The organism is Gemmata sp. SH-PL17, from assembly GCF_001610855.1.
Classification (GTDB): domain Bacteria; phylum Planctomycetota; class Planctomycetia; order Gemmatales; family Gemmataceae; genus Gemmata; species Gemmata massiliana.
In genome coordinates this window covers 2,488,753-2,510,281 of sequence record NZ_CP011271.1, presented here as the reverse complement: position 1 = coordinate 2,510,281, position 21,529 = coordinate 2,488,753, and the positions used below count along the sequence as shown (strand labels likewise).

The following is a 21,529-nucleotide window of genomic DNA, read 5'->3' as shown; positions in this document are numbered from 1 at the left end:
CCCAAACTCAAGCACAGCCCTTTTCGCAGTTGAACCCATGATCCTGCTGTTCCCCGATCTCGACACGGTTCGCCTCGCCCTCACGAGCGGCATCGTACCCACGGACGTGACCCTCGCGCCCGCGGCCGTGAGCTTCGACGACCAGGGCAAGATCTACATCGAATCGACCGCGAACCTCACGCGCACGGTCACGAAGAACCTCGACCGCATCGGCGTGAAGGGGTCGAAGCGCCACGCCGTCGACAACCCACAAGAGATCACCTGCTGGCCGCAGTTGCTGCCCGTCACGCGCGACCCGATCGCTCCCACCATCTCGAACCAGGCCCCGGTGCTCTTCGAGTTGGAGAAAGCGGACGACCTCCCCGTGCTCGTGACCGAAATGCTCCGTTTGGGTAACGACCGGCAGGGGTTCCGGTGGTTCGCGACGGACGAGCGGAAGCCAAGCGAGCGGCGCCGGCTCATTGATCCGACCACAACTGAGCATGACCACATTTCTGAGGAAGCCGGAAGCACCAAAGTAATCGCCGAGAGCAAGCGGGTGCTGCTTCGCGTTATCGGCCCGCCGTACTACACCCTGCTCCGCGCGATCGATAAGGGCGCGTCCGGCACCTCGGGCACGGTCCGCGCCTATCTGGAGCGCGCGCCGCGGGTGTGGGTCGAGGTCGGGCACACGCTCCCGCTCGCGCAGCAGCTCCGCGTTTCCGACAAACAGCTCCTCCTCATTCGCGAACCGCGCGAGTGGACCTATTTGGACGAAGCGCCGTTCCAGGACGTGTACGACATCATGCAGTTCAAGCTGCCGGCGGCGCCGGTGGCCTGGACCGAAACCAAAGCGCCCAAGAAGATGTCGGTCCCGCTGCGACTCGCCGGCGGTAACGCGAGCGACACGGCGGAACTGTGGGTGCTGCGCGAGAACGCCATCGAGCAACTCGATACGCTCGTGCGCGACTCCGACGACCGCTTGCTCCAGCGGCTCATGTTCGCGGTCGCGACGGACGCACAAGGCGCCCGCACGGTCGTACTCCGCGTGCGACCGTCGAAACTCACACCCCCGGTACTCGCGCTCGACAACGCGCTGGCGTTCAAGCCGTTCTGGAAGCTGCCGAACCTGTTCCTCCCGGTCGGCAAGCGGCTCCACCCCACGCTCCGGCGCGACGCAGTACGCAAGCTCCTGGCCGACGACGCCGATCAGGTGGTGTGGCTCTACCCCGACGACAAGGGCGGGTTCACACCAGAGTTCGTCCCAGACGCCGCGTTCCGCTCACTCGAAGACTGGGTCGATTACGTCATCGAAGCAGAGCAACAGGCTCTCGCGGCCTGGATCGAGGCGACGCGGTTCGACTTCGATCACTTCGTTTGCAAGGACGTGGGCGGTCCGAAGAACAAACCGGATAAGGGCGATAAAGACTCGAAGGAAAAAGACGACGACGTGAAGGCACCGAAGGGCGTCGGCACCGCGCCTAAAGCCAGCATGAAGGGCAAGCCCGGAACCGGTAAACCGACCACGACGGCCGAATTCCTGCCGCCCGCCGAAGAGGTGAAGAAACCGAACGAGTGGAAAATCAAAGCCACGGAACTGGAAACACAGTTCCTCGCGCTCGAAGGCGCTCTCGACGCTCCCGAGCGCCAGGCGATTTGGCCCGAACTCGCGGCAGCGTATTCGGGCGCCAAAGAACCGATGGACGCGGCCATCTGCTGGCTCGACGCCCTGTGGGACTCGGACCCACTCCCTCCGGCGTGGCTCGCGGGGTGGGTGCGTAGTGAACTCCCGGGCGCCGGCGCGACCATCAAGGCCGACGAGTTCGACAAGCTCCTGAACCACACGGGCACGGGGTTGGCCGAGTCGCGCGCGGTGGTATCCGCGTTCCTGTGGCTCGCGGCCCAGCAACCGGTCCCGTCCTGGCTCCCGGCCCGGCTCCCGGCGGTCCAGAACTACCTCGAAACGCACGACAGTTCGCTCCCGGTCCGGGCCGTGTGGCTCGCGGGTTTCCGGCTCGCGCAACTCTCCGGCGCGGACGTATTGGGGCTCGCCCGGGTCCGCGACCGGCTCCTGAAACGGCTACTCGAACAGGGGCTCCAGGCCGAGCGCGACCTGCCGTACTTCCTCCGCGTGGCCGGGGTCAAGGACTCCGAACGCATGCGCGTGGTGCGCGACAAGTCGATGGAGCTGCACACCACGATCCGCAAGTGGATCGACGACTCCGCCGCGGTGCAGAAGAACGAGCACCTCAAGGCGAACCACCCGCTCGTGGACCTGCTGTTCGCGTTCGCGGTGGCAAAGCTCGGCGAGACGACCCAGGCCAAGAAGCTCCTCGACGATGCGCGCAAGGCGATGGAGGGGCCGGTCCCGACCGGAACCGGTTCACAGTCGGAACAAGCGGTCACGGCGGCCGTTGTCCGTAACTTCCTGTTCAAAGCGTTCCGATACCGCATCGAGCAAGTGCTGGCCGGGAAACCGCACTCCGGGCAAATGTCCCCGGAGGTACTCGACGAGCTAGAAGACATCACCAAGAAACAGGGCACCGGCCCGGTGAACAATCCGTACAAGCTGGCAAAGTACGTGGTCGACCGGATGCGCGAACAGTCCCGCATCATGGAGCCCAACGAAAAGCCCGACCCGTATGCGGACTGGACCAAACACAGCGACGAAGTGAAGAAGGCCCTGGCCGAGTTGCACACGATCCGCGACCCGAACAAACTCGCGGAGCGGATTCGCAAGCTGTACAAGGACGGCGTGCCCGGCAAGCCGCTCAAGGAAGTGCAGTTCCACGTGCTTCACGAGGGGCTGCCGCTCGCGGCGCGCGTGAGCGAGTCGTTCACGGTTGAACTGCTCGCGCTAGTGCCCGCCGCACTCCAGGGATCGGGCGGGGCGAACGAACCGCCGGATATGCCCAAGAAACAGGGGGAACTGCTGGAGCGCGCAATGTTCCAGGCGGGTCACTTCGCCCGCGAAGACATCGTGAAGAAGCTCGTGGACGACTTCACCGCGCTCGTTCACACGAAATCGCAAGACATGCGGTTCAAGTTGATTAACGTGGTCGCGGGTCAGTGCATGCGGAGCCTCAAGAAGCTCGGCCTGTCGAACGAGATCGACCGGTTCCTGACCAAGCTCCACAGCGAGGTTCTGGGCGGCGCGTCCACCGAGGATTTGAGAAAGAAACACCAGGCCAAACCGGAAACGTGGGGCGCGGTGCTTCAGACGCTGCTCAATCTGGCCGGCGGATGGCTCCACTTCGGTCGAAAAGACCGAGCGGACCCGATCCTGGACGCAGCGCGGAACGAGTTGCTCAACTCGAACGCGGTCACGCTCCCGCCCAAGGACTACACGGAACTGGCCCGGGCCTACGTGACTGCACTGGGCCAGGGTCAGGCCGAAAGCGCTCTGGCGCGGATGATCGAACTGTTCAAACGGATGTCGCCGGCCAAAATCACGAACACGTGGACCACCGCGCAATACTACTCGCGGTTCCACCTGAACCTCGTGGAAGACGTGATCCGCGCGGTGGTGAACGACGACGCGGCCCTCGGGCCGTCCGGGCGCCGGTGGCTCGACGACGACGAATACCTCGTGCGCCGCCGCATCCACGCGGATATGAAACGGAACTTGCTCAAGAGCAACCTGTGACGGTGAACCCCGCCCGCCCTGGCGGTGGGTAATGCTCCAAAAATGGCACCCACCGCCAGGGCGGGCGGGGTTCACCAAAGAACCATTGTCCATTCCCGCGTGCGGCGCACTACACTTCGGTCATGCCCGCACTGTTCTTCCCGAACCTGGACACCCTCCGGCTCGCTCTCGCCAGCGGGCTGTTGCCGACCGCGCTCACATCGGCGCCGGTCCGGTCCCGGGTGGATGCACCGCATGTCTGGGTCGAACTGGACGAACTGCTACCGCGCGAAACCATCACCGCGCTCGGGCGCCTTGGTGTAATCGCACTCGGTACTCCCGGCGCCCCGACACAAACGAACCGCTCCTGGGCCGAACTGCTCCCGCTCCGAAAAGTGTCACCCGGCCCCGGTCCGGTTCTGTTCGACGTTCCCGATAGACAACTCGCAGCATTTGTCGCGCGCCTTCGTAGCCTCCACGCGGAGACGACCGGTGTCCGCTTGCTCCCCGAACCACACATCGGTCGCGCCTGGGTAGTAGTCCCCGCACCGCCACTCACCGTTCTACTTTGGGCCGAAGAGCCGGAATCGCCGGTCCGCGCGTACCGCCAACAGGCACCCGGCGTATGGACCGCGCGCGGCTGGGAGCACCCGCTCGCGGGACACCTTACGGTCCCAATCGGTTGTGTTCTCCTGTGCGATCCCGAGCGCGGCGCGACCGAGTTCGCAGCGCCCGTACCGCTCCCGACCGAAGACGAATTTGCACTCCGACACAAGGCACACGTCGCCGCGCCACCGAAACGATCCCCGCGAGTCGAAGTACGATTCCGGCTCGCGCGGTGCGACGAGCACACGACCGAATCTCTTTGGGTACTCGCTCGACCGGAGCAGGAAAGCTTCCGCGAGTTCTGTCGCAACGCGGACGAGCGCTTATTGCGCAGGTTCCAAGTTGCGACCGCTCATCTCGGAAGCGAAACTCGCGTGCTCGTGCGCCGCACGGCCAACGACGACACCGGGGTCGGTTTACCTGTACCAACCGGCGGATACCGCGTGGATCTGCGAATACCTTCGCTATTCGCACCCGTGGGCTTCGCACTGCGCCCACGGGTGCGCGCCACGGAACTCGCGCGCGAACTGCAACTCTGCACCGAAAATCTGACGTGGCTCGAACCGCTCCCGCACAACGAGTTCGCGGTCCACTCGGTCCCGTTTGCGACCTTTCGCCCGGTGAGCGAACACGTCGAGTACGCGGCCCCCACTGGCACCGCACTCTCGGCACTGCGGATCCCAGCGGACCCGTTCCCGTTTGCGAAATTCGCGCTCCGGGTCGATCCGGCCGCTGAGCCGGAACCGGAGATCGAAGAGTTAACGGACGAACACACCGCCCTGCCCGCCGAACCCGAACCAAGTTGGGTCTCAAAATCGGTCGGGATAATGGTCCGGTGGCTGCGCGGGCGAGCGATCCACCCACCGGATGAGACGAAACCCTCAACGCCCGGGTCTCGAATCGCCTCCGTCCGACCGGAGAACCCAAAGCCCCCATCCAGCGACCCGAGCGGCGAGCGCGAACGGAAACTCAGCTCAGCGGACGCACTGCTGCACGGACACGATCGCGCGGCCCGACGCCACGACCTGGAAAGTCGGTTGCTCAAGGATTTTCCGAAACTCGGACCAGACGAACGCGCCGCGCGCTGGGCGGAACTCGCTGGCGTGTACGGCGCGACCGGCCAGTCACTCGACGCGGCCGTGTGTTGGGTGAACGCGGTCTGGGAATGCACTGTCCCTCCGACGGAGTGGCTCGAACAGTGGGCCGAAGCAGAGTGCCACACGGTGAGGCGCGGCGACCGCACGGTCGGGTTGGACCGATGGCTCGCCGAACCCGGGCGCCCCGGCACCGGGCGCGTGGTCGCGGCACTCGCGGCGAGCGCGGGGTTCCAACCGACTCCGCCGGCCGAGTTCGTCGCCGCTCTCCCCCGCGTGCTCGCAGTTTTGGACCAGCACTTCGACGATATCCCCGTTCGCGGAGCGTGGTTGGCCCGAATCGCGGTGGCGCGTTCGTGTGACGGCGACGTACTGGGTCTGGCGCGCTGGCGCGACCGACTCGTCGCACGGCTCCACGACCGCGGACCGGGGTTGGATCTGGACGAGCCTTCGTTTCTGCGCTTCCGCGGCCCGGCCAACGCGGACCGGTTCAAAACGGCCCGCGAATGGCTCACTCGCGTAAAGGAACCGGTACTGGCCTGGGTGCAACGACACACCGGCGGGGGCCGGTTCGCGTGGACCGGTCTGGAAGCCGAAACAGACGCGACCGCGGTGTACGCGCAACTTCTTCTGGCCTGGGGATTGGGAGCGCTGGGCGAGCGCGCCCGCGCGCGGGACTGGTCCGCCCGCGCGCGAAAGGCTCTGGCACGGGCAAGTGGTCCGCGCGCGGACCCGGCCGCACATGCACTGCTCGGCGACCTGTTCCTCCACCGAATTAAGGACGCTCACGAAGGCGGGACGCCCAAATCGGGACTCCCCCATGAACTCCAAGAACGCTTGGAAAAGCTTCCCGAACTCCCGCGTTACGCCGTCGACCGACTGCGCGAGCACTGCCGCATTCTGGAACCCCTCGGCGGGGTGCGCGGATCGGCGCTGGCACTGAAAACACTTTGGGGTACGGACCGGCTCGGGGAGCGCTTATCGGTATTTGGCTCGCGCACCGGCACGGCTCAACTCAACGACGAGGCTCGGGCGCTGCTCACCGTAGCGACCGAGGAGCCGACCACCGCGACCGTCCCGCGCATTGCGTTCGCACTCTTAGAATTCGCAGCACACCTGGACCCGCCCGTGCTCGATTCGCTCCTCTCACTCGTCCCCACGGCCCTCGATTGGATGGAAGCGTGGGTGCGCGCGGGCCGCTGGCGCGAGGACGAACGGGACGCGACCGTAGCGCGGTATCAGAAGTCGATGCTCGATTCCGCGTTCGCGGTTGCGCCGACCGCGGTCGCGAGTACCCTACTCCGCCACTTGGCGCGTGGAGCCGCAAGCGGTCACTTACTCACCGCCGCTACCGCAGCAGCCCCACGAGCATTCCGCGCCGCGCGCAAGTTCGGGCTAGTGGCGGACGCCGACGCACTCATGCGCGTTTTGGACCCGGCCCGCGCGGAGTGGGGAAAGGAACCGGTAAGAGCGGACCGGGTCGGGCTGGCGATCGGGTGGTTCACGGCCGGCGATGAAGAGGCCGGGAACCGCATTCTGAACACGGCCCGGGAGCAACTGTTCCTGGCGGCACCGAACGACCGACAGGAGCGCACCGCGGTCGCACTGGCCTACGCGGAGGCGCTCGGGTTCGCGCCCGCGGGGATCGCGCTCGGGCGCCTCGAAGAACTGTTCCAGCGCCTCGATCGCGTCACCGTGGGCGGGTCCACGAACTGTTACTTCACGCTCCAACCGCTGCGCCTCATCGACACCGTGGTGCGTTCGGTCGTAACGGACGAATTCACACTTGGTGCCGCGGTTCGCGCGTGGCTCGACGAGGACGAGTTCCTCATCCGCCGGCGCATCCATCGCGACATGACCGCGCTGTTGCGCGAAAGTGAATTGGTTTGAATCTCTGAACAGCCGGGCGGGTGAACTCCATGCCCTTCGTTCGGCGGTTCTTGGCTGCTTCTTCCGACCTGACCAGTTGAACCACCTCTCGTTGGCGGAGACCCGCCCGGCCACTTCAGACGGGACGCTCACCCCGAACGATCTCGCTCCGGACGTTTGGCGCCGTCAGTTTTTCTTGGGCTTCGGCTCGTCCTTGCCCTCGTTGGTCCACTGCCGACCGATGGTGTTCATGTCCTTCGGCGGCGCGACGTTCGGCACATCGAGACCGAACTCCTTGATGCGCGCCTCACGGATCTTGTCCGTTTCAACCTTAAACTCTTTGTCGCGCTGAGCCACGACCTTGGGGTCCGCTTGACCGTCACCCATGAGCGACCAGATGAGGAGAGGTTCGCCGGTCGGCACCGGGCTGGACGGATCGGGCCACGTGTGCCACGCTTTCCCCCACGTCTTGATGACGACCTTCATGAACTTCACCTCGTCCTCGGGCGACATGCCCGGTGCAATCAGCCCGCCGCCGAGGACTTCGTAGGTGTGCGCGTGCCAGTATTTCTTCTCGGTGTCCGGTAGTTTGCGGTACGCCTCGTCCGAGATGAGATACTCGACACCAATGAGTTTCGCGTTCTTACCCACACCATCGAACAGCGTGCATTGGAACACGTCCCCTTCCGCCCCGCCCGTGTGCGCGGCGCAGTAGTGCTGCGTGACGAACTGGAGCTTGGGGTTGTTCTTCGCCATGTGGATGCCGCAGAAGTGGAAGTGCGGCGCGGACATCGGTCCCTCGCCCTTCGCACCGTGGTCGGCCCTCGTACTCGCTTCCGCAACCGCACCGCACACGGGAACCGCGCCCAACGCGGTCAGCGCACCGAACAACTCGCGACGATCCATAAACGCACTCTTGGGGTAGTAGGGAGCAATGGAACCGAAGGACGGCAACGCCCCGTGCGGCCGTCGTGGGAGAAGTCCGAACCCCGCGCACCTCGGGCGCAACGGCAGCGCGAATTGCGGTACGAAGGAGCGGTGTCGAAATTGTTATCGCGTGTCCGGGGCGGTTGCCAGTGAATTATCGGTAGCGCGGTGATGTTTAACTAAACTGATGTGCAATGTGCAAAAGTGAAAGCCCCTGCAAACGCAGTTTCCCTGGTTTTGTCAGTGCCGACAACCGGGTCACCGCGATCGGCAATTTTACCGTTTCCGTCCGAACAGCGATCTGCCGGTTCTACCTAACACACGAACCTGGAGCACCTGTAAGAAGAAACATCTCCCTACCAACCAGTGCCCCAGGTTCGTGTGCGGCAGGTCGCAATTCTACCCCGCAACCTCGACCACTGTTTCTTCCGCTGCAACAGGCGCGATAGCCCTCGACGCTGGTTCCACCGAATTGACCGCATCGAGCGGTGACTTATCCGCCCGCGCGGGTTTCAACACCCCGGCGAGTACCAGCGAAATGGCCGCCGTACCCGCTGCGACCCAACCAACATTCGGATACCCAATGGCGACTCCGGGCTTGATCGTCACAAGCGCCCCCGCGATGAGCGGCGCCAGCCCCGTCGCCGCGTGTTGCACGGACGTATTCACGCTCATGAACGCACCACGGTTCTTCGGCTTGGCAACTCCTAACAGCAGTGCTTGAACCGGCACCATTCGTCCGGCCGCGGCCACCATGAACCCGCTCATCACGATCACCGCCACCCAGAGCGGGCCTGGCGGTAAGTTTGTCACCACAAGCGCCATCACCAACGCCGCACTCCCCAGAACGCGGAACAACCCGAGGCGCGGGAGCCGGTCCGCGAGTCGACCGACGACAGTCATACCGAGGAGCGTGCAAACGCCCGCCACGAAGTAAATTTGCGAGAGTTGTCCTTCGGTCCAGTCGTTAACAGCCGTCAAATACGGTCCTATAAATGACGCGACCGTGAACGTACCGAGCACCAAGAAAAACGAGAACGCAAACGCACCGAGGTACCCACGGTTGCTCACGACTTCCGCGAATTCGGCCCAGCGGTTCGGGCGCTCGGCGGTCAAGTGCCCACGAATTGGTGGCAACTTCACCCACGCCAGTACCCACACAAGGACACTCAGCCCCGCCAATGCAACAAAGGGCGCCCCGCGCCCGAACCACTCCGCGAGCATGAGCCCGGCCGGAAGCCCCGCGATCGATGCGACCGCGAACGATGAAATCACCGCCCCACTCGCGCGCCCGCGCTTCTCCGGCGGGAACACATCACCGATCACGGCCATCAGCGCGACCGCGGCCGTCCCACCGAACGCGCCCGCGAGTGTGCGCGAGACCAGCAGCAACTCGTACCCCGCGGCGAACCCGCAGAATAGCGTGCTCAAAGTGAACCCGGCGTACATCGTGAGCAGAACGGATTTACGGTCGAACCGGTCCATCACGAAACTCGCAAGCAAACTCGCAACTCCAGCGGCCCATGCGTAGGCCGAGACAATGTGTGCGAACTGCCCTTCCGTGAGAGACAATTCTCGCATCAACCGGCCGCCGAGCGGCATGATGATGACGAAGTCCACCATGTGCGTGAACTGGATCGCGACCAGAACGAGAATCAAGCCCCATTCGGCCCGCGTAATTTTCGCGGTCGGTAGGGGTTGCGAGCCGGCTTCTATCGGTACGGCCATCAAGCTTCTCCAAGTGGCAGGCGGTACACACGAATACCAGAAACGGGAGAACGAATTACAGGGACGTTTTGTGCCCCCCACAGGCTCGCGCGATAATCACTTCACAAACGAATTTGGCGATGCCGACACGAAAAAAGCCCTTGTTTGTCACCGACCAAATCGCAAATGACAGCGAACGATAGGTTTAGCTCTCACGAATGTGCGAATAGACCGTCGGACTGGAAACGTCCGTTTCGGTGCGTTGATGTCCCGAATGCGCGAATTTGGAGTTTTTCGTGTTGGGTTCGGGAACTCCGAGGACGGCCCCGCGTCAGAAGGTAAGAAGCGGCTCGCGGCACCCGTCGATCACTCCTAACTGCTTGAACGGGCCGAACTTTCAGGATACACTCGTTCTTCACACCCGCCGGACCCAATCCACCGGCACAATTCGGAGTCGATTCATGTTCGGGACCACCGATCGTCGGCACTTCATGGCACACGCGGCGGCCGGTGCTGCCGTCGCCGTTCCCGGCCTCTCGTTCCTTGCCAACCTCAAGGCCCGCGCTCCGGAACTCAAAAAGAAACAAAAGAGCCTCATCGTCCTGTGGATGGGCGGCGGCCCTTCGACAATCGACCTGTGGGACATGAAGCCGGGTAGCCCGAACGGGGGCGAGCACAAGCCCAAGCCCACTGCGGCCAGCGGCATCGAAATCACCGAACACATGCCGAAGGTGGCCGAGCAGTTCAAGAACCTGTCCATCATCCGCTCGCTGAACTCGCTGGAAGGCGACCACGCACGCGGCACGTTCATCATGAACACGGGCAAGCAGCGCAGCCCGATCCTCGACTACCCCTCGATCGGTTCGGTCCTCTCGTTCCAACAGAACCTCGATCCGGAAGCCGCCAAGAACGCGGACATCCCGGCCTTCATCTCCGTGGGCGGCTCTCAAGTCGGGTCCGGCTTCCTCGGTATGAAGTACGCCCCGTTCACGGTGCAGAACCCGGGCCAACCGCCGGAAAACGTGTCCTCCGCCGTTGCCGACGACCGGACAGTTCGCCGCGCCGCGATCTTCGAGCGGCTCGAAGGCGGGCTCGTCCAGCACTCCGACAAGAAGCCGGTGATGGACGCAGCTCAGGCCCACAAAGAAGTTTACGAAAAGGCCCTCAGCCTCGTCGTCTCAACCCGCAAGGAAGTGTTCAACCTCGAAAAGGAAATCGACGGCAAGACGATCGACACGAAGTTGAAGGAAGAGTACGGTGCAGCCGGCACGGGCGCCAACAACTTCGGCCGCGGATGCCTCCTGGCCCGCAAATTGGTCGAAGCGGGTGTGGCCTGCGTCGAGGTAAGCCTCGGCGGTTGGGACATGCACAACGGCATCTTCAACGCCCTTGCGACCCGCACGCTCCCGACGCTCGACAAGGGTATGGGCACCTTGATGAAAGACCTGGCCCAACGCGGCCGGCTGAAAGACACCGTGGTGGTATGGATGGGCGACTTCGGGCGCACCCCGCGTATCAACCAGAACGGCGGGCGCGACCACTACCCGCGTGCGTGGAGCGTGGTCGTCGGTGGCGGTAACATCAAGGGCGGCGTTGTCCACGGTGCGACCGACAAGGACGGCACCGCGGCCACTGATAACCCGACAAGCATCACGGACGTCTACGGCACGATCTACCGCGCCCTGGGCATCGATCCGACGCCGGAAACCAACGCCAGCGTCCGCGACAACCTCGGTCGCCCGTACTACGTGGCCGGCGAGAAGCCGAACGAGAAGACCGGCTCCTACTGGATCAAAGACCTCGTCAGCTAAGTGAAGTTACACAGTAACGTGAGACGGCCGGGGAATCGATTCCCCGGCCGTTTCTGTTTTTGGAAGTGGGAGGAACGCAATCCGCCGCGGATGAACGCAGATAACACGGATCAAGACAAGAGATAAGCAAAGGCAAATTGGCCACAAAAAAGCACAAAAGGCACAAAGAGAACCAGAGCAAAGATCCGAAAATTAATTCAGCTTTGTATTTGGCTCGCTTTTGTGCCCTTTGTGCTTTTTTGTGGCCAATCTGCCTTTGGTCTTAATCTGCGTTCATCTGTGGCGGATTGTGTCTTTCGATTTTGATCACCAGCGACTTACAGATCCTTCGACGACCGCGCCCGGAAGAACTGGTCGAGCTTCTCTTTGCTCGCGTCGCCGGTCTTCAGCCCATCCTTGAACCACTTCACGCGCTGCGCGGACGTGCCGTGCGTGAACTTCTCCGGGTGAACGAACCCGCCCGAGCGCTTCTGGAGCCGGTCGTCGCCGATCGCGTTGGCCGTCTTGATCGCGGCGTCCACATCGCCGGGCTCGATGAAGTTGAACTTCTTCTGCCCGTGGTGCGCCCATACCCCGGCGAGGTAATCCGCCTGAAGTTCGAGGCGCACAGAAGCGTCGTTGTCGTTGGGCTCCGCGTGGTACCCCAACAGGCGCTGGACGTGGTGCCCGACCTCGTGTGCGATCACGTATGCCTTCGAGAAGTCCGCTTTGGAGCCACCGAGCCGCTGCTCCAGTTCCTCGAAGAATGTCGGGTCGATGTAGACCTTCTGATCCGCGGGGCAGTAGAACGGCCCGACCGACGACGGCGCCCGACCGCATCCCGTATCGACGCTGTTGCTGAACAATTCTAGGTGCGGCTTCTTGTAGCGTTTCCCCATCTTGTGGAACTCGCTATCCCACACGTCTTCTGTGGTACCGAGCACCTTTTGGGTAAACGTAAGAGTTTCTTTGTCTGGCGGTCCGCCAGGTCCAGCGGCCGGTCGGAGTCCCCCGAGGTCGACTCCGAAAACCAACCCAAGAATGACGACGAGAATGCCACCTACTCCACCGATGGCCAGTTTCCCGCCCATCCCGCGACTATCAGTGACGTTGCTACTTTCCGGGGCGTCGTCGAGTTGCATTGGCTGGGTCTCTCGAAGGGTTTGGAAGCGCGCGGCTTCAGGTTTTCCGTTCGATGCTAACGGCGTGCCGTTGCAGTTCTTCCAGATCGACGTACTCCAGCGCGTGCATGTGAGTCGCTTCGAGAACGACCGGGCAGGCCATCCCCGCTTCGAGCGATTGCTTCCACCGCGTGATGCACACGCACCACCGGTCGCCGGGCCGCAACCCGGGGAACCCGTACACCGGAAACGGCGTGCTCAAGTCGTTGCCGATTTGCTTCTGGTGCGCGAGGAACTCGGCCGTGACCTGGCAGCAAATCGTGTGCAGTCCCTCGTCCTCCGCGCCGGTGTTACAGCACCCGTCGCGGTAGAACCCGGTGAGCGGGTTCGTGGAACACGTTTGTAGGGGACCACCGAGGACGTTCTTCGCGTTGGACGGCATGGCTAAGTTCCCGGAACGAGGGGGCGAGCATTCGCGCTCGTACTTCCCATGATAGCCAAGATCCGGGCTTGAACGACAACCGAGTCCATGATGAGCGTGTGAACGGCCGGAACGAGTTCCGGTTCGACGCCGGCTACGCGAGTTTCCGAGACCGATACCACCCCGTCGTTCGGGTCCGTACCGAACGGGCTCCAGCGCCCGCACGGACCAGCGGTCCCGGCGATCAACGTGAACGGCACCGCGAATTCGGGGAGTTTCGCGAACGCCTCCGGTGACCCCAGGAACCGCCCGCAGTCGCGCGTGTAGAAGCGAAAGGGCGGAAACCAGCGCCACGTGAGTGTGGCCATTCGCGGCACGAACGCAGGAGTACCGAGCATCACGAAGTGATGAACCTTCAACTCCGGCACCGCGGGCAGCGCCATGCGCAGCAACAACCCGCCGAGCGAATGCCCGACGAGACCAACCGATTCCCCTCGCACTGCCAAAGCGCGCAACCGAGCTGTAAGCCGACGAACGATTCGCGGAAGTGTTTCGAGAGTGGGAAGGTAGCCGAAGAATCGCGTGTGGTGCCCGGCGCGTCGCAGAGCGGCGGCCAACCCGAAGAGCGATAGTGGCGTGCGCCCAAGACCGTGGACGAGGAGCATTTGCATGGGAGTCAATTCGAGACCCGAAGCACGACATTTGAAACTCGAACGGGAAGGGCGCCCTTCCCGTTCGAGTTTCAAATGTCGTGCTTCGGGTTTGAACATTCCCCGATGCGTTAGGACGGGAGCAAATCCTTCACCACTTCTTGTTCCTGCAGCAGTTCGTCCAGTGTCTTCTTGAACTTCTCCTGGCCGAATGCGTCGAGTTTCACGCCCTCAACGACCTTCCAGTTGTTGTCGCCGCTCGCCGTGCAGGGGTAGCCGAACACCAAGCCCGCGGGCACACCGTACTCACCCTTCGAGACGACAGCGGCGCTGGTCCAATCACCCGCTGCGGTACCGCGAACGAGGGTCTTGATGTGGTCGATGGCCCCGTTCGCGGCCGAGAACGACGACGACACCTTCGTCGTGTCGATGATGAACTTTCCGCGGTCCTGGGTGTTCGGGACGAACGTGGTTTCGAGCCACGCGCGGTCGGTGATGACGCTCGTCGCGGGTTGGCCGCCGATCTTCGCGTTGGTGAAGTCCGGGTACTGCGTGTTCGAGTGGTTACCCCAAATCGTCACGCAGGTCACCGCGTCGTTGGTCACGCCGGCCTTCGCTGCCAGCGCAGACACGGCGCGGTTGTGATCGAGCCGGGTCATCGCGTGCCAGCGGTCCGCGGGGACGTCTCGCCCGTTCTTGTAGGCGATCAGGCAGTTCGTGTTACACGGATTGCCGACCACAAGAATGCGCACGTCGCTGGCCGCGTTCTTCGCGATCGCCTGCCCCTGCCCCACGAAGATCGGACCGTTCTTGCGAATGAGATCCTTGCGCTGTTCGCCCGGACCACGCGGTGCGGCGCCGACGAGCAGCGCGTAGTTGCAGTCTTTGAACGCGACGTTCGCGTCGTCGGTGATGATGACGTCCTTGAGCGTCGAGAACCCGCAGTCCTGCAGTTCGTACATCGCGCCTTCAAGGTTCTTCAGCGCGACCGGCAGTTCGAGCAACTGGAGAATGACTTTCGTTTCCGGCCCGAACACTTCACCGGACGCGAGCCGAACAATGAGGCTACTGGAAACCCGACCGGCCGCACCGGTCACGGCCACACGAACGACCTTCGACATTGGGTGTACTCCGAACGGCGGCTCAACGGGCCACCGGGTGAGGTAATTGTGTTGATCTACGCCGGTGACAGCCCCAAACAAGAGCGGGACCGAGATGCGAGCCGCAGAAACGAAATCGGGTCGCCGGATGAACCGGCGACCCGATCATTAGATTTTGCCCAACAACCAATAGGGGCAGAATCAGTCGTTCGGCAGCACTTCCCCGCCCGCGCGACTGTGGAGCGCGGCAATGATAGCCAGCGTCGTGGAGTCTTTCAGGAACCGCACCGAGCCGTCACCCATTGCGGCGTGTGCGCCGCCAGTGTGGAACCCGTAGATCTCGTTGTCGCTCGACCCGTTAACGGCCGCGGGGCCGGACCCTTGCGTGCCGGCGGCCGGGTCCGCGCCGTTGATCCCGAACCAACTGTCCTGGTCGCCCCACCCGCCAGCGGCACCGTTCCCGTCGCGGTCGGCGCCGACCTTCGCTCCGCCACGGCCGTACCGGAACGGGCGCCCGGCGTCCTCGACGAACAGGATCGTGTTGCTGGTCCCGTCAGTCACCGCGGTGAGCGCGATCGTTTTGTTGTACTCGAGGATGCCGGGCACGTTCATGGGGATCGCCTGCGTCCCAATGCTCTGGCTCACCCACGTGCCGCCCGCGCCGGACGCCACTGCATAGTCCGTCCGACCCATACGGATCTGCGTGACCCCGCTGGGCAGGGTCGCGTACTTGCCCGAGGGGGTGTTGTAGACGATAGTCGGTTCGAGCGGCGCGGCCGGGCACATGAACGTCTTCACCGGTTGGGTGAACGCCATGAAGTTGCTGACCGCGTACCCGTCCACTTGGATGTTGATCTGATTGGCCAAGTTCCCCTGCTCGATGTACGGCAGAATGAACGTGAGGCAGTAGTGGTTCGGCGCCTTGGTGTAGCTGCTGTCCGTTGTCATCGGGGGGAACGCGCTGTTGGCAGATTCAAAGTTGTGTGCGGCCAAAGCGAGTTGCTTCATATTGTTGCTGCACGACATCCGGGCGGCCGCGGCCCGGACCTTTTGAACCGCGGGCAACAACAACCCGATCAGGATCGCGATGATCGCGATCACCACGAGTAGTTCGATGAGTGTGAAACCGGTACGGATCGAGCGAGACGCGCGCATGGTGAGTCCTCGAATTCAGAAATAAGGATCGGAGTAACAAGAACAGAATCGGATGCGGTCGGACTATTTGTCCGTCTTGATACCGCCGGTGGGTTCCTTCGGGGCCGGCGCCTTCGGTATGGTCAGAGTGATTTCTGGCACTTGGTTATCCTTCGCTTCGACCGTGGCCTTGATCGCGGATTTGGCGGCCTTGTCGTAAGCTCCGCGGAGCAAGTCGGGGCGCCCGCCGTTCCCGTCCGGGGCCTTGCTCATATCCGGCCACACGACGGTCACGACGTACTCGCCTGCCTGCGCCCCGTCTCCCTCTTTGCTCGTCGTCAGAGCGAAGGAACCATCCGGAGCACACTTGCCGTAAGGCACCGGTTCGTTCGGATTTTCGCGTCCCTTGCGGTGAAAGAACACGGTCGCGTCGCTCGCCGGCTTACCGTCGACGCTGACCTTGCCCTTCACCGAATACAATTTCGGCCCGGAGTCACCGCACCCGGTGGCGCACGCGCTCACCACTCCCAAGATTGCCGCTAACAGAACGCGGGTGACCATACCCCCTCCGTAGTTTGGTAAGAACAAATACGAAAGATCGTGGGCAGGGCGGACCCACTGCGCAGCACAGATCAATTGACAGCGTACCATGACCTGAGAGACTTGATGCTACGAATCGCCCCACAACTGTGCGTGGAGATTGGATGAATAATACGTTCAAATAATTTCACGTGCCAGTGCTATCTGCCCGCCTGGGCCAAATCGTGGACAAGGAACCCCATCTGTGCTTCACAGATGGGCTAACAGTACATCCAATTCATAAGAGACCAGTCGCTACAAATCACGCAATCATTTACAAATTCACACATTCCAAATAGTAAGACCAAATAATCCCACGCACTGACCCGTCTGCGTGCCCGCGCCCGACAACTCCGCGCGGCACTGGAATCGTCCCGGCCGAGCCATACCGTAACTAGTGAACGCGGACTCCGGCACTGCGGCTCGCCATGCCGCACCGAGCGCCGGGCAAACTTGTAAACCGGGAGACAACTGAGATGGCCGTAAAGGTCGGGATCAACGGGTTCGGGCGCATCGGGCGGCTCGTGTTTCGCGCGCTGGTCGATCAGGGGCTGTTGGGCAAACAAGTGGACGTGGTCGCGGTCAACGACCTCGTGCCGGCGGACAACCTCGCGTACCTGCTCAAGTACGATTCGACCCAGGGCCGGTTCGCCGCGGAAGTGTCCAGCAAGAAGTCCGCGGGCGCGGCCGAGGACGACACCCTCGTCGTGAACGGGCACGAGATCAAGTCGCTGGGCCTGCGAGCCACGCCCGAACAGATCCCCTGGAAGGATCTGGGCGTCGAGTACGTGATCGAGAGCACCGGGCTGTGGACCGCGGCCGCCAAAGCGCGCGGGCACATCACCGCGGGCGCGAAGAAGGTCATCATCTCGGCCCCGGCCCAGGAAGAAGACATCACGATCGTGATGGGCGTCAACCACGACAAGTACGACGCCGCCAAGCACAACATCGTCTCCAACGCGAGCTGCACCACCAACTGCCTCGCGCCGCTCGTTCACGTGCTCCTCAAGGAGGGGTTCGGGATCGAAGAGGGGCTGATGACGACCGTCCACTCCTACACCGCGACCCAGAAGACCGTGGACGGTCCCGGCGGGAAGAAGGACTGGAAGGGCGGGCGCGCCGCGGCCGTGAACATCATCCCGAGCACCACCGGCGCGGCCCGGGCCGTCGGCCTCGTGTGCCCGGAGGTGAAGGGCAAGCTCACCGGCATGTCGTTCCGCGTGCCCACGCCGACCGTCTCCGTGGTCGACCTCACGGTCAAAACTACGAAGGCGACGAGCTGCCAGGAGATCAGTGACGCGATGAAGCGCGCGAGCGAGACGTACCTCAAGGGCGTTCTCGTGTACACCGCCGACGACGTCGTCTCGTCGGACTTCATCCACGACCCGGCCAGCAGCATTTTCGACGCCGGCAGCAGTATGGAGCTGAACAACAAGTTCTTCAAGCTGGTTTCGTGGTACGACAACGAGTGGGGCTACAGCAACCGCTGCGTGGACCTGCTCAAGCACATGATCTCCAAAGCGTAATACGGGACCGGAAAATCAGCCGCGGATGAACGCAGATAACGCGGATCAGAACAGTTCATATTCTTGAATCGTGTTTGATCCGTGTTATCTGCGTTCATCCGCGGCACTCTTCTTTTCTGAGGTTTTGATCCGTGGCCAAGAAGACCCTGAACGACCTCGGCGACCTGAAGGGCAAGAAGGTGCTCGTGCGCGTGGACTTCAACGTCCCGCTCGACAAGAAGACCGGGGCCGTGAAGAACGACCGGCGCATCCGGGCCGCGCTGCCGACCATCAAGCACCTCCTCGACGCCGGCGCGAGCGTGATCGCGATGAGCCACCTCGGGCGCCCGGAAAAGGCGACGCCGGAGGAGCGCAAGAACCTCACGATGGACAAGGTCGCCGCGAAGTTCAGCGAGCTCCTCGCCGTACCGGTGACAAAGGCCGCGAACGACGTAGTCGGGCCGGCGGTCACGGCCGCGGCCGCCGCGCTCAAGCCCGGCGGGGTGCTGCTGCTCGAAAACCTGCGGTTCGACCCGCGCGAGCAGAAGAACGATCCCGAGTTCGCGGCCGCGCTCGCGGCCCTCGGTGACGCCTACGTGAACGACGCCTTCGGCACCTGCCAGAACGACAAAGACACGTCGATGGTGGGCCTCCCGGCGAACCTGAAGGCCGCGGGCAAACCGCGCGCGATCGGGTTGCTCGTCGCGAAGGAACTCGAGATCATCGACGGCCTGATGACCGAGCCGAAGCGCCCGGTGCTCGGCATCATGGGCGGGGCGAAAGTCTCCGACAAAATCGCCTTCATTAACACGCTCCTGGCAAAAGTCGATCACCTGCTCATCGGCGGGAAGATGACGTACACGTTCCTCAAGGCCCAGGGCGTAGACGTCGGCGCGACCCGCGTGGGCGACGAAGAAATCGAAGCGGCCAAGCCGCTGCTCGCGCACGTCGGCAAGAAGATCACGCTTCCGGTCGATTACGTCGCCGCGAAGAGCGACGACCTGCTCCAGACTCAGGTGTGCGAAGGGCCGATCCCCGCGGGCTTCGAGGGCGTGGACATCGGCCCCAAAACGATCGAGCACTACAAGGCGCAAATCAAGGACTCCGCCACGATCATTTGGAACGGCCCGCTGGGGTGGTTCGAGCAGACCGCGTTCGCACGTGGCACGCAGTACATCGCCGAGGCGATGGCCGCGAGCGCGGGCGTCACTGTGGTGGGTGGGGGCGAAACGGCCGAAGCTGCCGAGCAGTTCGGGTTCGCCGAGAAGATGACCCACGTCTCGACCGGCGGCGGCGCCTTCCTCGCCTACGTTGAAGGTAAGAAGTTCCAGAGTCTGGCGCAAATCGACGATAAGTAAGGAAAGCGGCTTGGAGGTTTTGATAAGATTCACAAGATCAACAAGATAGAGAATCCGGCCGGACCTCAATCTCGTTAATCCTGGTAATCCTGTCAAAACCTCCTGGTCTTCGCGCCAGTCGGTCGCCTTCGGACTTGCATTGGTGCCACCTTCGGGTTCAAAATACGTCACCGCTGGGGGAATGTGGAGTGGAGCGCATGGCGACGGAGCGGCCGAAGCGGGGCGTACCGGAAGGTCTGTGGATCCGGTGTACGAACTGCAAAACCACGGTGTACAAGAAGGAAGTCGTGGCCCGGCACCACGTGTGCCCGGATTGCGACCACCACTTCACCATGCCCGCGAAGGACCGCGTCGCGCAACTGCTCGACGAGGGCACCTTCGAGGAGTGGGACACGGACCTGCGCCCGTGCGACCCGCTCAACTTCGTGGACCGCATCCCGTACCACGAGCGCCTCGTCGACGAGCAGAAGAAGACCGGCATGCCCGACGCGGCCGTGACCGGTAAGGGCTTCATCCGCGGGCGCCCGGTCGTTCTCGGGATCACTGACTTCGCGTTCATGGCCGGGAGCATGGGCAGCGTGGTCGGCGAGAAGCTGACCCGCGCCGCCGAGCGCGCGACGGAACTCAAGCTGCCGCTGATCTTTGTGAGCGGCTCCGGCGGCGGCGCCCGGATGCAAGAGGGGATCGTGTCCCTCATGCAGATGGCGAAGATCTCCGCGGCGCTCGGCCGGTACGATTCCGCCGGCGGGCTTTACGTCTGCATCCTGACGAACCCGACGATGGGCGGCGTCGCCGCGAGCTGGGCGTTCCAGGGCGACATTACACTCGCCGAACCGGGCGCGCTGGTCGGGTTCGCCGGGCGCCGGGTCATCTCGAACACGGTGCGGGTCGAACTACCGGAGAACTTCCAGACGAGCGAGTTCCTCCTGAAGCACGGGTTCGTGGACCGGATCGTTCACCGCAAGGATCTGCGCACCGAGGTCGCCCGCATTGTAGACTACTGCCAGATCAGGTAGCGCGGGTGCGGAGCTCCGGGCGCGGAGTTACAATTAAACACGTCCGCCGGACGGTTTTCCGGCACTTCGCCCGCGCTCTGCGTTCCGTGCCGCCTCCGGGGGTTCGTCGTGGGTCTGCTCGACTTCCTGTTCGGCAAAGGCAAAAGCGGTGGCTCCAAAAAGGGGCTGAAAAGGGCCAACGTCGCGAAGCGGTTCGAGTTGGGCGGGCGCACCGGACAGGGAAGCATGTCCAAAGTGTTCCGCGCCTACGACCGCGAACTCGGGCGCAACGTCTGTCTCAAACTCCTCGACAAAGTCAAAACCAAGAAGTTCGAGGAGCGGTTCGTCGGGCTGAAGAAGCCGAGCGAGGGCGAAATCTGCGAAGCCCTCAAGCACGACAACATCGTGCGCACCTACGAGTTCGGTGTCACCACCGACGGCGAACCGTACCTGGTGATGGAGTGGGTCGAGGGGTTGGGGTTGAACTACCTCATCGAGACCCGCGCCCCGCAACTGGCCGGCAACCGCATCAACTTTCTGAGCCAGCTCTGCAACGCCCTCCAGTACATGCACGACAGCAAGTGGCTCCACCGCGACCTGTGCCCGCGCAACGTGATGGTGGACAAAGAGGGCACGCTGAAGCTCATCGACTTCGGCCTCACCGTCCCGTACACGCCGGCATTCTGCGTGAGCGGGAACCGCACAGGCACACCGGACATCCTCGCGCCGGAGATCATCAAGCGCAAGGCCACCGACCACCGCGTGGACCTATTCGCTTTGGGCGTAACGGCTTACGAAGTCTTCACCGGCCAGTTGCCTTGGGAGCGGTCGCCGTCGAGTGAGGAAACGTTCCGGCGCCGGCTCAACACCGCCCCTCGCGAGGCCAAGGATCTGAACCCACAGGTCGACGAGCGACTCTCGTCGATCCTCCTGAAGTCCATCTCACGCGAGCCGGCCGACCGATACCCCAGCGCCAACGCTTTCAAGGACGCGCTCGCGCGACTCGAGAAGCAGGACTACTAAAGTAGGCTCCGGGATCATCGTAACCGGCTGACGCCCCGCGACGGCA

General features: G+C 63.3%; 15 protein-coding genes. 7 read left to right on the top strand and 8 right to left on the bottom strand.

Translation table 11 applies throughout. From position 1 onward, the window contains the following. Window positions 1-37: 37 nt before the first annotated feature. Window positions 38-3,625, top strand: a complete 3,588-nt coding sequence (locus tag VT84_RS10420; RefSeq protein ID WP_082839481.1) for a hypothetical protein — start codon at window positions 38-40, stop codon at window positions 3,623-3,625. A gap of 122 nt (window positions 3,626-3,747) precedes the next feature. Then, a complete protein-coding gene (locus tag VT84_RS10415; protein WP_082839480.1) occupies window positions 3,748-7,194 on the top strand; it encodes a hypothetical protein in 3,447 nt (1,148 codons plus the stop codon). A gap of 165 nt (window positions 7,195-7,359) precedes the next feature. Here VT84_RS10415 and VT84_RS10410 read toward each other — a convergent pair whose 3' ends face one another. Together VT84_RS10410 and VT84_RS10405 are read right to left on the bottom strand one after the other, a co-directional pair. Beyond that, window positions 7,360-8,079: a DUF1264 domain-containing protein gene (locus tag VT84_RS10410; protein ID WP_082839479.1), complete on the bottom strand. Its 720-nt coding sequence runs from the start codon at window positions 8,077-8,079 to the stop codon at window positions 7,360-7,362. A 420-nt stretch (window positions 8,080-8,499) separates the two neighbouring features. Next, window positions 8,500-9,828: an MFS transporter gene (locus VT84_RS10405; protein ID WP_082839478.1), complete on the bottom strand. Its 1,329-nt coding sequence runs from the start codon at window positions 9,826-9,828 to the stop codon at window positions 8,500-8,502. A 440-nt stretch (window positions 9,829-10,268) separates the two neighbouring features. Between VT84_RS10405 and VT84_RS10400 the strand changes: the two genes are divergently transcribed. After that, window positions 10,269-11,618: a DUF1501 domain-containing protein gene (locus tag VT84_RS10400; RefSeq protein ID WP_052559848.1), complete on the top strand. Its 1,350-nt coding sequence runs from the start codon at window positions 10,269-10,271 to the stop codon at window positions 11,616-11,618. A 317-nt stretch (window positions 11,619-11,935) separates the two neighbouring features. On the opposite strand, the gene VT84_RS10395 is transcribed toward VT84_RS10400, so the two are convergent. The 6 genes from VT84_RS10395 to VT84_RS10370 all read right to left on the bottom strand — a co-directional run bounded on the left by VT84_RS10395 (window position 11,936) and on the right by VT84_RS10370 (window position 16,584). Then, window positions 11,936-12,739, bottom strand: a complete 804-nt coding sequence (locus VT84_RS10395; RefSeq protein WP_052559849.1) for a neutral zinc metallopeptidase — start codon at window positions 12,737-12,739, stop codon at window positions 11,936-11,938. Window positions 12,740-12,776: 37 nt separating this feature from the next. Next, window positions 12,777-13,160, bottom strand: a complete 384-nt coding sequence (locus VT84_RS10390) for a DUF2237 family protein (protein WP_052559850.1) — start codon at window positions 13,158-13,160, stop codon at window positions 12,777-12,779. A 2-nt stretch (window positions 13,161-13,162) separates the two neighbouring features. Next, window positions 13,163-13,810, bottom strand: coding sequence for an alpha/beta fold hydrolase (locus VT84_RS10385; protein ID WP_082839477.1), 648 nt, complete (start codon window positions 13,808-13,810; stop codon window positions 13,163-13,165). A 110-nt stretch (window positions 13,811-13,920) separates the two neighbouring features. Beyond that, window positions 13,921-14,910 (bottom strand): malate dehydrogenase, encoded by a 990-nt coding sequence (locus VT84_RS10380; RefSeq protein ID WP_082839476.1) that lies wholly within the window; start codon window positions 14,908-14,910, stop codon window positions 13,921-13,923. A gap of 180 nt (window positions 14,911-15,090) precedes the next feature. Then, on the bottom strand, window positions 15,091-16,044 hold the full coding sequence (locus VT84_RS10375; protein WP_082843259.1) for a DUF1559 domain-containing protein: 954 nt from the start codon (window positions 16,042-16,044) through the stop codon (window positions 15,091-15,093). Window positions 16,045-16,107: 63 nt separating this feature from the next. Beyond that, window positions 16,108-16,584: a hypothetical protein gene (locus VT84_RS10370; protein WP_082839475.1), complete on the bottom strand. Its 477-nt coding sequence runs from the start codon at window positions 16,582-16,584 to the stop codon at window positions 16,108-16,110. Between the two features lie 494 nt (window positions 16,585-17,078). Between VT84_RS10370 and gap the strand changes: the two genes are divergently transcribed. From gap to VT84_RS10350, 4 genes are all read left to right on the top strand, one after another. After that, window positions 17,079-18,128, top strand: coding sequence for a type I glyceraldehyde-3-phosphate dehydrogenase (gene gap / locus VT84_RS10365; RefSeq protein ID WP_082839474.1), 1,050 nt, complete (start codon window positions 17,079-17,081; stop codon window positions 18,126-18,128). A gap of 131 nt (window positions 18,129-18,259) precedes the next feature. Next, entirely contained in the window at window positions 18,260-19,465 is a 1,206-nt protein-coding gene (locus tag VT84_RS10360) for a phosphoglycerate kinase (protein ID WP_082839473.1), read from the top strand. Window positions 19,466-19,662: 197 nt separating this feature from the next. Beyond that, a complete protein-coding gene (accD, locus tag VT84_RS10355; protein ID WP_052559857.1) occupies window positions 19,663-20,481 on the top strand; it encodes an acetyl-CoA carboxylase, carboxyltransferase subunit beta in 819 nt (272 codons plus the stop codon). Window positions 20,482-20,589: 108 nt separating this feature from the next. Next, a complete protein-coding gene (locus VT84_RS10350) occupies window positions 20,590-21,483 on the top strand; it encodes a serine/threonine protein kinase (RefSeq protein WP_082839472.1) in 894 nt (297 codons plus the stop codon). Window positions 21,484-21,529: the final 46 nt, after the last annotated feature.

Bases quoted from the DNA above. Each gene is read 5' to 3' on its own strand.
- VT84_RS10420 (WP_082839481.1), top strand. From the start codon at position 38: ATGATCCTGCTGTTCCCCGATCTCGACACGGTTCGCCTCGCCCTCACG.
- VT84_RS10415 (WP_082839480.1), top strand. From the start codon at position 3,748: ATGCCCGCACTGTTCTTCCCGAACCTGGACACCCTCCGGCTCGCTCTC.
- VT84_RS10410 (WP_082839479.1), bottom strand. From the start codon at position 8,079: ATGGATCGTCGCGAGTTGTTCGGTGCGCTGACCGCGTTGGGCGCGGTT.
- VT84_RS10405 (WP_082839478.1), bottom strand. From the start codon at position 9,828: ATGGCCGTACCGATAGAAGCCGGCTCGCAACCCCTACCGACCGCGAAA.
- VT84_RS10400 (WP_052559848.1), top strand. From the start codon at position 10,269: ATGTTCGGGACCACCGATCGTCGGCACTTCATGGCACACGCGGCGGCC.
- VT84_RS10395 (WP_052559849.1), bottom strand. From the start codon at position 12,739: ATGCAACTCGACGACGCCCCGGAAAGTAGCAACGTCACTGATAGTCGC.
- VT84_RS10390 (WP_052559850.1), bottom strand. From the start codon at position 13,160: ATGCCGTCCAACGCGAAGAACGTCCTCGGTGGTCCCCTACAAACGTGT.
- VT84_RS10385 (WP_082839477.1), bottom strand. From the start codon at position 13,810: ATGCAAATGCTCCTCGTCCACGGTCTTGGGCGCACGCCACTATCGCTC.
- VT84_RS10380 (WP_082839476.1), bottom strand. From the start codon at position 14,910: ATGTCGAAGGTCGTTCGTGTGGCCGTGACCGGTGCGGCCGGTCGGGTT.
- VT84_RS10375 (WP_082843259.1), bottom strand. From the start codon at position 16,044: ATGCGCGCGTCTCGCTCGATCCGTACCGGTTTCACACTCATCGAACTA.
- VT84_RS10370 (WP_082839475.1), bottom strand. From the start codon at position 16,584: ATGGTCACCCGCGTTCTGTTAGCGGCAATCTTGGGAGTGGTGAGCGCG.
- gap (WP_082839474.1), top strand. From the start codon at position 17,079: ATGGCCGTAAAGGTCGGGATCAACGGGTTCGGGCGCATCGGGCGGCTC.
- accD (WP_052559857.1), top strand. From the start codon at position 19,663: ATGGCGACGGAGCGGCCGAAGCGGGGCGTACCGGAAGGTCTGTGGATC.